The 10,393-nt window shown below is 70.0% G+C and carries 10 protein-coding genes and 1 rRNA gene; 3 read left to right on the forward strand and 8 right to left on the reverse strand.

The window, feature by feature from the left end; all coding sequences use genetic code 11:
• Nucleotides 1-13: 13 nt before the first annotated feature.
• The 8 genes from pqqE to J2850_RS10375 all read right to left on the reverse strand — a co-directional run bounded on the left by pqqE (nucleotide 14) and on the right by J2850_RS10375 (nucleotide 6,121).
• On the reverse strand, nucleotides 14-1,129 hold the full coding sequence (pqqE, locus tag J2850_RS10340; protein ID WP_209981259.1) for a pyrroloquinoline quinone biosynthesis protein PqqE: 1,116 nt from the start codon (nucleotides 1,127-1,129) through the stop codon (nucleotides 14-16).
• Nucleotides 1,126-1,437 carry a pyrroloquinoline quinone biosynthesis peptide chaperone PqqD gene (gene pqqD, locus J2850_RS10345; RefSeq protein ID WP_209981261.1) on the reverse strand — a complete coding sequence of 104 codons (312 nt, stop codon included), beginning with the start codon at nucleotides 1,435-1,437 and terminating at the stop codon, nucleotides 1,126-1,128. Before pqqD ends, pqqE begins: the two co-directional genes overlap by 4 nt.
• Nucleotides 1,434-2,210 carry a pyrroloquinoline-quinone synthase PqqC gene (gene pqqC, locus J2850_RS10350; protein WP_209981263.1) on the reverse strand — a complete coding sequence of 259 codons (777 nt, stop codon included), beginning with the start codon at nucleotides 2,208-2,210 and terminating at the stop codon, nucleotides 1,434-1,436. The genes pqqD and pqqC overlap by 4 nt, the downstream gene beginning before the upstream one ends.
• Nucleotides 2,207-3,139, reverse strand: a complete 933-nt coding sequence (gene pqqB / locus J2850_RS10355; protein WP_209981266.1) for a pyrroloquinoline quinone biosynthesis protein PqqB — start codon at nucleotides 3,137-3,139, stop codon at nucleotides 2,207-2,209. Before pqqB ends, pqqC begins: the two co-directional genes overlap by 4 nt.
• 163 nt (nucleotides 3,140-3,302) lie before the next feature.
• Entirely contained in the window at nucleotides 3,303-3,521 is a 219-nt protein-coding gene (gene pqqA, locus J2850_RS32315; RefSeq protein ID WP_376981556.1) for a pyrroloquinoline quinone precursor peptide PqqA, read from the reverse strand.
• Nucleotides 3,522-3,530: 9 nt separating this feature from the next.
• Nucleotides 3,531-4,106: a rhodanese-like domain-containing protein gene (locus tag J2850_RS10365; RefSeq protein WP_209981267.1), complete on the reverse strand. Its 576-nt coding sequence runs from the start codon at nucleotides 4,104-4,106 to the stop codon at nucleotides 3,531-3,533.
• A 14-nt stretch (nucleotides 4,107-4,120) separates the two neighbouring features.
• Nucleotides 4,121-4,771 carry a response regulator transcription factor gene (locus J2850_RS10370; RefSeq protein WP_209981268.1) on the reverse strand — a complete coding sequence of 217 codons (651 nt, stop codon included), beginning with the start codon at nucleotides 4,769-4,771 and terminating at the stop codon, nucleotides 4,121-4,123.
• Between the two features lie 447 nt (nucleotides 4,772-5,218).
• Complete coding sequence (locus J2850_RS10375; RefSeq protein WP_209981270.1) at nucleotides 5,219-6,121, reverse strand: SIS domain-containing protein; 903 nt, start codon at nucleotides 6,119-6,121, stop codon at nucleotides 5,219-5,221.
• A 228-nt stretch (nucleotides 6,122-6,349) separates the two neighbouring features.
• Here J2850_RS10375 and edd point away from each other — a divergent pair, with 228 nt between their 5' ends.
• The 3 genes from edd to J2850_RS10390 all read left to right on the forward strand — a co-directional run.
• On the forward strand, nucleotides 6,350-8,191 hold the full coding sequence (gene edd, locus J2850_RS10380) for a phosphogluconate dehydratase (RefSeq protein WP_209981272.1): 1,842 nt from the start codon (nucleotides 6,350-6,352) through the stop codon (nucleotides 8,189-8,191).
• A gap of 139 nt (nucleotides 8,192-8,330) precedes the next feature.
• On the forward strand, nucleotides 8,331-9,854 hold the full coding sequence (zwf, locus tag J2850_RS10385) for a glucose-6-phosphate dehydrogenase (protein WP_209981274.1): 1,524 nt from the start codon (nucleotides 8,331-8,333) through the stop codon (nucleotides 9,852-9,854).
• A gap of 454 nt (nucleotides 9,855-10,308) precedes the next feature.
• Nucleotides 10,309-10,393: ribosomal RNA gene (locus tag J2850_RS10390) — 16S ribosomal RNA — on the forward strand; the annotation flags it as partial.

Consider the following 10,393-nt stretch of genomic DNA (forward strand, 5'->3'; position numbering starts at 1 on the left):
CGCGGAATCGGGGTCACATCCCCCGGTAGGTCCACTCCGTGCCCAGCGCCGCGGCGTCGCGGTCGCGCAGCACCGCCACCTCGGCGTGGGCCGGCGACAGTTCGCACACCGGGTCGGTGGCGTCGGCGCTGCCGGCCAGCGCCAGCGCCTGGCAGCGGCAGCCGCCCCAATCCTCCTCCTTGTGGTCGCAGGACCGGCAGGGGTCGGGCATCCAGTCGGTGCCGCGGTAGCGGGCGAAGGCCGGCCCGTCGCGCCAGATTTCCGACAGGCTGCGGTCGTGCACGGTTTCGAACGCCAGCCCCGGGATCGTCTCCGCCGCATGGCAGGGCAGGACGCGACCGCGCGGGGTGACGTTCATGAAGCGGCGCGCCCAGCCGCCCATGCAGCTCTTCGGCCGGCGGGCGTAATAGTCCGGCACCACGTAATCCACCACGATCCGGCCCGCCAGCTCCGGCAGGCGCGCACGCACCGCGGCGTCCATTGCCAGCAACTGCTCGCGCGACGGCATCAATGAGGCCCGGTTGGCCAGCGCCCAGCCGTAATACTGCACGTTGGCGATCTCGATCCGGCCGGCGCCGAGCTCCATCGCCAGGTCGATGACCTCGTTGACCCGCTCGATATTGTGGCGGTGCAGGACGGCATTGATGGTCAGCGCCAGACCCTGCGCCACCACCATGCGGGCAACCTCCAGCTTCTTGCCATGGCCGCCGCGGAAGCCGCCGACGCGGTCGGCGCCGGCCGCTTCGGAGTCCTGCAGGCTGATCTGCACATGCTGGAGGCCGGCCCGCTTCAGCCGGTCCAGCCGCGCCGCGTCCAGCAGCACCGCCGAGGTGATGAGGTTGCTGTAGAGCCCGACCTCGGTCGCATGGGCGACCAGCTCCTCCAGGTCTTTGCGCACGCACGGTTCGCCGCCGGAGAAATGGACCTGCAGCGCCCCGACGTCGGCGGCCTCCTCCAGCACCCGCTTCCAGGTGGCGGTGTCCAGCTCGGCGCTGGCGGGATCGAGCGCCAGCGGGTTGGAGCAGTAGGGGCAGCGCAGCGGGCAGCGGTGGGTCAGCTCCGCCAGTACGGCGAAGGGCGGAGCCGGCTCGCCGTTGCGGGCGGCGAGGGCGGGCAGGGCGCAGCTCATGAGACGACGTAGCCCTTGTTGCGGAGGTCGGTCAGCATCTCCAGCACGTCGGCGGCAACCTCGGCGCGGGGGGCATCATACTCCGTGGTCAGCCGGTCGATGCCGGCGGCGACATCGGCGTCGGCATCGCCACCCGTGCCGACGCAGGCGCGCACCACGGCCAGCGCCATCTCGTCCAGCACCAGCAGACGTTCCGGCGCCATCAGCATCCACTGGCCGCGGCGGCGGTCGTTGCGCAGCATGACACCGGGAGCCAGGCGCAGCCGGTCTGCTTCGGCGATTGCGGGGGTGGGGGCGATGGCGTTCACCGGCTGTACCGCGTTGCGTCCATGTCCGCCGGCACGAAGGCGCCGGGCGGGATCAGGTTGGGGGTGACGTAGGCGTGGTGCAGGGCGTCGAGCTGCGCCCACAGCAGCTCCGTCTTGAAGCGCAGGGCGCGGAGGCAGCGGGTCTGCTCGTCGGCGGTGCGGGCGTTGGTCAGCACATACTCCAGCCCGAACTCCACGTCGCGCGGCGCCTCGTCCAGCCGCTTGCGGAAATAGGAAAGCGTGCTGTCGTTGGCGAAGGCGTAGTTGCGCTCGAAGCCGGCGATCCGCTCGCGGTGGATCGACGGGGCGAACAGCTCGGTCAGCGACGAGGCGATGGCCTCCAGCAGCGAATGGTCGCGCACGAAGTTGACATAGGCGTCGACGGCGAAGCGGGTGGCCGGCAGGATGCCGTCCAGCGACCTCACATAGTCGCGGTCCAGGCCCAGCCCGTCGGTCAGCCGCAGCCACCGCTCGATGCCGCCGGCCTTGGTCTCGTCGATCTCGCCGGTCTGGGTCAGGCCGTCATGGTCGAGCACGCGCTGCATCCATGTCCGCCGCAGCGCCGGATCGTCCATCCGCGACATGATGGTCAGGTCCTTGCGCGGGATCGAGACCTGGTAATAGAAGCGGTTCAGCGCCCAGGCCTGGATCTGTCCCTTCTTCAGCTTGCCGCCATGCAGGAGCTGATGGAAGGGATGGAGGTCGTGGTACTGCCGCTCGCCGATGGCGTAGAGCGCATCACGGAACTCGTCGCGGGTCATCATGTCGCTCATAGCGTCAGCTCCAGCCCGTCATGGGCGATGCGCCAGCCCGCCGCCTCCGCTTCCGCCCGCTCGGGCGAATCCTCCAGCAGGGCGGGGTTGGTGTTGTTGATGTGGATGTAGATCTTGCGCCGGACGCCGAGCGGCGCGAAGGCGGCCATGCTGCCGCCGGGACCCGACATCGCCATGTGGCCCATGCGGGCCGCCGTCTTGACGCCGGTGCCGCTGCGGATCATCTCGTCGTCGGTCCAGGTGGTGCCGTCGAACAGCACCAGCGGCGCCCCCTGCAGCCGGTCGGCCAGCCAGCCCGGCATGGCGGCGCAGCCGGGGATGTAGAAGAAGCCTTCGCTGCTGCCGTCGGCGGGGCGGATGCGCAAGGCCACCGTATCCTCGGCGACGGAGCCGAAGCCCGGTCCGGCCGCCGCATCCTCCAGGTAGAGCGCAACCTTGCCCGGCACGGCGAAGGCCTCGACCTCCAGCCCCAGCGGCTGGCCGCCGGCATCGGCGGGCGCGAAGGGTTCGCCCAGCGCCATCGGCCGGCGGGGCACCAAGTCCGGGTTGAGGACGTTGAAGACGCTGTTGGCGGCCAGCACGCCATGGACGCGCGGCGTCGCGTAGACGGCGAAGGGGTGGGATTCGCGCAGGGTGAGCAGCCCGGCGACATGGTCGATGTCGGCGTTGGTCAGCAGCGCCGCGCTGATCGGGTTGCCGCGCAGCGTTCCCTGCGGATGCAGGGCCGGCGCCGCCAGGAGCTGTGCCCCCAGGTCGGGCGAGGCGTTCAGCAGCAGCCAGCGCTCGCCGTCGGCGGTCACCGCCAGGGACGACTGGGTGCGCGGCCGCGCCGCGGGATCGCCGGAGCGGGCGCGGCGGCAGCCGTCGCAGCCGCAGTTCCATTGCGGAAAGCCCCCGCCGGCCGCCGATCCGAGAACGACAATCTTCATGGCTACGGTCCTGCCGCGGTTCGGGCGCCCTGTTCCCACAAGCCGTTCACGTCATCCGATCCAGTGAGCCGGCCCGTATGCCCATGGGATGGGGGCATGCGTCCGGGCCGCGGATGCCGGCGGATGGGGATCGCCGGCGGTCCGCGGCCCGCCGCGGACCGGATTACAGGCCGGCGCAGGCGTAGGCGTTGATCTCGGTGCCGACGGCGATCTCGGTGGTCTTCGGTTTGCGCCAGGTCTTCATCGCAGGATACTCCCGTTTGCAGACTGTTTGAAGCGAGGATGGTTGACGAATGGAATGATACCGGGTCGGGGGTGGCGGCTGCCATGGTACGATGGTGCAACCCCACCTCTTTTTCGCCGCTTTCCGGCCCCCCTCCATCCTCTGCCGTCAGGGGCCGGGCGGGGGGGCCGGCGGTGGCGGCAGCGGCTGCGCCTCCTCCGTCGGCAGGCCGGCCTCCATCCAGCCGTCGATGCCCGCCGGGTACCAGTGGACGCGGGCATAGCCAAGCAACACCGCGCGCTTGGCCGCGTTCCACGACAGCCAGCAATCGGACAGGCAATAGAACAGAATATCCCGGTTCCGGTCGCTTCCGGTGACGTGGTCGAGCTGGGCCGTGAACCAGGACATCGTCTCCGCGTCCGGCGCGCCCACCCCGACATTCGGAAGCCAGACGCTCCCGGGGATCTGCCGGTAGGGCCTGGACTGCAGCCACGGACCGCCGGGCAGGGTGCTGCGCTCCAGCCTCTGGACGAAGATCGGACGCACGCTCCCGCCGGCGAGCAGCGCCTGCACGCCAGGGGTATCGACGGTCTCGGCGCCGTCGAGCCCGTCGGGCGTCGGCGAGCGGTAGTCGGACTGGCGGAACCCGTCGGGCTGGGGAATGCCGCCAGCGCGGGCGGGGCCGGCGGGAAGGGCCAGGAGAGCGAGCAGGGCAAGGCCGGCGGCGGCGAAGCGCGTGGGCATGGCGGCGGATGCCGTCACCGCCGTCCCGCCAGGACCCGGTTGGCGATCACCACCGCCTGGGTGCGGCTGTAGACCTTCAGCTTCTGCAGGATCGCCGAGACATGCGCCTTCACCGTGGTCTCGGTGATGGCAAGGTCGAACGCGATCTCCTTGTTCAGCTTCCCGGTGCCCAGCAGTTCGAGCACGCGGAGTTGCTGAGCGGTCAGCGTCGCGATGCGCCGGGCGATCTCCGCCGTCTCGGCGTCCTCCTGCTCCTCTTCGGCGTCGCCGTCGGCGGCCTGGGGCGGGATGTAGAGTTCGCCGTTCAGGACCTGGCGCAAGGCGGCGGCGATGGCGTCGCGCGGGGTCGATTTGGGAATGAAGCCGGCGGCGCCGCTTTCCAGCGCCTCGCGCACCATGCGCCGCTCCTCGTGGGCCGACACGACGATGACCGGCGTCGCCGGGAACCGCTGGCGCAGGGTGCGCAGGCCGCCAAGGCCGTTCATCCCCGGCATGTTGACGTCGAGGAGGACGAGGTCGAGGTCGCCGCGCTCCTCCAGCGCCTGCATGACGCTCTCCAGCCGGTCCGCCTCCATCACGTCGGTGGCTTGGCAGGAATAGAGGACCGCGCTGCGCAAGGCGTCGCGCACCATCGGGTGGTCATCGGCAATCAGGATCCGGGTCATGGCCTACGGCTCCCTGCAGGGCGGCGAAGGACGCGGCGGAGCTGCACGTCTCCACCACGAAGTGTGTCAGAGCGGATGGGGGGCGGCAACAACGCGAATGGTGCGGATTGTTTCCTGTGCGAACATGTCGCAGCGTCCCTGGGCCGCCTGTCGTGGTCTCAAGTGCCGCGTGCGCGTGACGGCCGCCGGACGCGGGAGGAAGCGGCTGGCGGACGCAATCGGGAAACGGGCGTGAGCGGGCCGTGCATCATTGGGTGCGTCCTCATCCTGTATCGTTCTTTCGGCCAGCGTCCGCGCCCGCCTGCACGCGGGAAGGACGGCTTGGCACCTGATTGCGGGGAAGGGTAGCAATCTTTGGCCCGTCGCCTTATTCGACCATGGTACAAGATGCGGCGCGCTGCGCCGCCCCCGCACCGCCCCCGCGCCCCCACCCGGCCCAGCCCGGCCCTAGGCCAGCGGCGGCAGCCGCCCGGCATTGATCGCCGCCTTGACGCGGGCGAGCTGCCGCACCGCCGGATCGCCGAGCCGCAGCGCCACCCCGGTCGACAGCACGTCGATCAACGTCAGGTGCACCAGCCGTGACGCCATCGGCGTGTACATTTCGGTGTCCTCCACCGGCTGGCTGGCGACGACCACGCTCGCCATGGCGGCCAGCGGGGATTTTGGCGCGGTGATCGCCACCACCGCCGTGCCTTGCGCCTTTGCCGCCGCGGCCAGCTCGTTGATCGTCCCGCTGCGCCCGGTGTTGGACAGCGCCAGCAGCACGCCGCCGGCCTCCAGGTTGACCAGCAGCATGCGGGCCAGCACCGGGTCGGCGCAGGGTTGGGCGTCCGCGCCGAAACGCAGCAGCTTGTGCGCCGCGTCCTGCGCCAGCGCGCTCGACCCGCCGGTGCCGACGCACAGCACCCGCGGCGCCTCCGCCAGCAACGCGATGGCTCGTTCCAGTGCCTCCTCGTCGAGCGCCGCCGCTGCCGCGGTCAGCGCCGCGGCGCCTGATGAAAAAATTTTTCGCGCCAGCGTGGCGACGTCGTCGTCCGCCGCGACGTCCTGGCTGACATAAGGCGTGCCGCCGCCCGTGCGGTCGCGGAACTCGTCGCGGGCCTGGCATTCGGCCAGCCGCAGCTTGAAGTCGGGAAAGCCTGAACACCCGACGCTGCGGCAGAAGCGGACGACCGTCGCCTCGCTGACGTCGGCCGCCTGGGCCAGCGACGTGACGTTCAGCTCCAGGATCCGCCGCGGTTCGGCGAGGACCAGATCGGCGATGCGCGCTTCGGACGGCTTCAGCCCGCCGTGCAACCGGCGGATCTGGTCCAGAATATCGACCGGCGCGCCATTGACCGGAGGTGTCATCGCGAAAGGTTACTTCCCTAAAAGGCCGAGGCTCAGCGGGACGACGCTATGGGATGAACGCACCGTCCGGCCCGATGGCCGGCCACTATGAAGAGAATCGCCATGTTTGGCGAGAGTTCCGGGTAATGCAGTGGGTATGGTGAAATTTTTTTTCTTCACACCCGATGCGCGTCAGCGTATGGTCCGCTCCGGAAATCATCGCCTCCCACTAACGGTCGAGATGCGATCATGAGCAAGCCCGCCCCCCTGAACGACGTCGTCGCCCGCGTGACCGAGCGCATCGCCGAACGCAGCCGTGACCGCCGCGCCGCCTATCTGGCACGGCTGGAAAGCGCCGGCGGAAAGCCGCGGCGCCATCGCCTCGGCTGCGCCAACCTCGCCCACGCCTTCGCGGCCTGCGGCGCCAACGACAAGGCGGCGCTGCGCGGCGAGACGCAGCCGTCGATCGGCATCGTCACCGCCTACAACGACATGCTGTCGGCCCACCAGCCCTATGAGCGCTACCCGGCGATGATCCGCGAGTCCGTGCGCGCGGCCGGCGGCGTCGCCCAGGTCGCCGGCGGCGTGCCGGCGATGTGCGACGGCGTGACCCAGGGATATGAGGGGATGGAGCTGTCGCTGTTCAGCCGCGACGTCATCGCCTTGGCCACCGGCGTCGCCCTGTCGCACGCCACCTTCGACGGCGTCCTGTGCCTGGGCATCTGCGACAAGATCGTGCCCGGTCTGATGATCGGCGCGCTGGCCTTCGGCCATCTGCCCACCATCTTCGTGCCCGCCGGCCCGATGCCGTCCGGCCTGTCGAACGCCGACAAGGCCAAGGCCCGCCAGCTCTACGCCCAGGGCAAGGTCGGCCGGGAGGAGCTGCTGGACGCCGAATCGAAGTCCTATCACGCGCCCGGCACCTGCACCTTCTACGGCACCGCCAACACCAACCAGATGCTGATGGAGATCATGGGCCTGCACCTGCCGGGCGCCAGCTTCGTCAACCCCAACACCCCGCTGCGCGATACCCTGACCGACGCCGCGGCGAGGCGGGTGGTGGCGATGACCGGCCCGGGGACCGGCACGCCGATCGGCCGCATCGTCGACGAGCGCGCGCTGGTCAACGGCATCGTCGGCCTGCTGGCGACCGGCGGGTCGACCAATCACACTCTGCACATCCCGGCCATCGCCGCCGCCGCCGGCATCGAGCTGAACTGGCAGGATTTCGCCGACCTGTCGGCGGTGGTGCCGCTGCTGGCGCGGGTCTATCCCAACGGCAGCGCCGACGTGAACCGCTTCCACCAGGCGGGCGGCATGCCTTTCGTCATCGGCCAGCTCATCGACGCCGGCCTGGTCCACACCGACATCTCGACCATCCTCGACGAGGGCGGGCTGGAGCCCTACCGTTCGATGCCGGGGCTCGACGCCGAAGGCTCGCTCGCCTGGACCCGCTCGGCCACAGAGCAGAGCGGCGACCCGACCGTGGTCGCCACCACCGCGGCGCCCTTCGCCGCCGAGGGCGGCCTGCGCGTGCTGTCCGGCAATCTCGGCCGCGGCGTCATCAAGATCTCGGCGGTCAAGCCGGAGCATCGCCTGGTCGAGGCGCCGGCCCGCGTCTTCGACAGCCAGGAAGCGGTGCAGGCCGCCTTCAAGGCCGGCGAGCTCGACCGCGACGTGGTGGTGGTCGTCCGCTATCAGGGGCCGGGCGCCAACGGCATGCCGGAACTGCACAAGCTGACGCCGCCGCTCGGCGTGCTGCAGGACAAGGGCTTCAAGGTCGCGCTGGTCACCGACGGCCGCATGTCGGGGGCGTCGGGCAAGGTCCCGGCCGCCATCCACGTCACGCCGGAGGTGAAGGCCGGCGGACCGCTCGGCCGCGTGCGCGACGGCGACGTCCTGCGGCTGGATGCCGAGGCCGGGACGCTGGAGGCGCTGGTCGATGCCGCGGAATGGGAAAGCCGCGGCGCGCCGCCGCCGCCGAGCGAGGATGCCGCCCACGGCTGCGGGCGCGAGTTGTTCGCGCTGTTCCGCGCCTCGGCCGGCGGTGCGGAAAACGGTGCGTCCGTCCTCAACCTGCTCGGCGGCTGACCGGGCCGCGCCTGAGCAACTCCGGGCTGGCAACTCTGGGCTGGCTGTTCAGGCCGGCCCGGATTGTGACAGCATCCCCCCTGTGGCACCATGGCGCACGGGCCGTATCCATTCCGTGCCAACGACGACGAGAGGACCGATGAGCTATCCCCGCCCCACCGTCGCAGCCCCCGCTCTGCCGCCCTTCGACTATACGGTGTTCGGCGGGACCGGCGACCTCGCCCTGCGCAAGCTGCTGCCGGCGCTCTACCTGCGCGACAAGGCGGGGCAGGTGGCCGAGGGCAGCCGCATCATCGGCGTTTCGCGCAGCCCGCTGTCGCGCGGCGATTTCCGGGCCAAGGCGGAGCAGGCGATCCGCGACCACGTTCCCGCGGACGAGCGCGACACCGCGCTTGTCGCCCGCTTCCTGGAGCGGCTGGACTATGTGCCGGTCAACGCCACCACCGACGAGGGATGGAGCGAGCTGGCGGAGCTGCTGAACACCCCGCCGTCCGGACGGGAGCCGGCGGTGCGGATCTTCTATCTCGCCACCTCGCCCAGCCTGTTCGGCCCGACCTGCGACCAGCTCCGTGCCTTCGGGCTCGCCATCCCGGATTCGCGGGTGGTGCTGGAGAAGCCGATCGGCCGCGATCTCGCCTCGGCCCAGGCGATCAACGACCAGGTCGGCGCCGTCTTCTCCGAGCCGCAGATCTACCGCATCGACCATTACCTCGGTAAGGAGACGGTGCAGAACCTGCTGGCGCTGCGCTTCGGCAATTCCCTGTTCGAGCCGCTGTGGAACGCCGACCACATCGACCATGTCCAGATCACCGTCGCCGAGACGGTCGGCGTCGAGGAGCGCGGCGGCTATTACGACCAGTCGGGCGCGCTGCGTGACATGGTACAGAACCACCTGCTGCAGCTCGTCTGCCTGGTCGGCATGGAGTGTCCGATCTCGCTCGCCCAGGAGTCGGTGCGCGACGAGAAGCTGAAGGTGCTGCGTTCGCTGAAGGCGATCGGGGCCGACGAGATCGGGAGCTGCACGGTGCGCGGCCAGTACCGGGCCGGGGCGGTCGCCGGCGGTGCCGTGCCGGGCTATCTCGACGAACCGGGCATTCCCTCCTCCAGCGGCACCGAGACCTTCGTGGCCCTGAAGCTGGAGATCGACAACTGGCGCTGGGCCGGCGTGCCCTTCTACCTGCGCAGCGGCAAGCGCCTGCCGGCCAAGATGTCGGAGATCGTCATCCAGTTCCGGCCCATCCGCCACTCGATCTTCCCGCAGGGAGCGGGCGAACTGCAGGCCAACCGGCTGATCGTCCGCCTCCAGCCCGACGAGAGCATCCGGCTGCACCTGATGACCAAGGAGCCGGGGCCGGGCGGCATGCGCCTGCGGCCGGCCGCCCTCAACCTCAGCTTCGCACAGACTTTCGGCGGGCGCTTCCCCGATGCCTACGAGCGCCTGCTGATGGACGTGGTGCGCGGCAACTCGACCCTGTTCATGCGCCGCGACGAGGTCGAGGCCGCTTGGCAGTGGGCCGAGCCGATCCTCGACGGCTGGGCGGCCCGGCACGAGATGCCGAAGCCCTACATCGCCGGTACCTGGGGGCCGTCTCAATCCATCGCGCTGATCGAGCGTGACGGCCGCACCTGGCACGACGACGAGATCCCGGCCGCCGCCTTCTGAGCGGCTGCGTGCGCCCCCCCCGCCGCGAAAAAATGCGATGGGGTGAAAAAAGTGCTTGCGCGGTGCGGGGGGTGCCGCATATAAAGCGCCTCCCGACGCGAACGACGCCGGCGCCGCCGAAACGGCAGCGACCGGTACGCGAAACGGGAAGCCCGACAAACCGGCGCTCAGCACCCGAACCCCAGATGGTTCGGGCCGACAGCCGGTTCCGCGTCGGGCGGGCTCTTTGACAAGTTTATACCGTGTTGTGAGAAGGGATGCGCAGGCGGCGGCAGTTGGTAGCCGTTGCGGCCTGGGTGGTGCCGGTTCCGGAAGGGGCTTGGCACAATCGAGGATCGTCTGTGCATCTTTTGAGCAGAGAGACTGTGAACAGTATCGACGTATCAGGAGATCGCGAAGGCGGTCCTGTCAGTCGCCTTTTGCCTTGAGCTTCGGCTTTGGGTATGGGCGATTTGAACCTGAGAGTTTGATCCTGGCTCAGAACGAACGCTGGCGGCATGCCTAACACATGCAAGTCGAACGAAGGCTTCGGCCTTAGT

The sequence above is a fragment of the Azospirillum picis genome (genome assembly GCF_017876115.1).
In the GTDB taxonomy this organism is placed as follows: Bacteria; Pseudomonadota; Alphaproteobacteria; order Azospirillales; family Azospirillaceae; genus Azospirillum; species Azospirillum picis.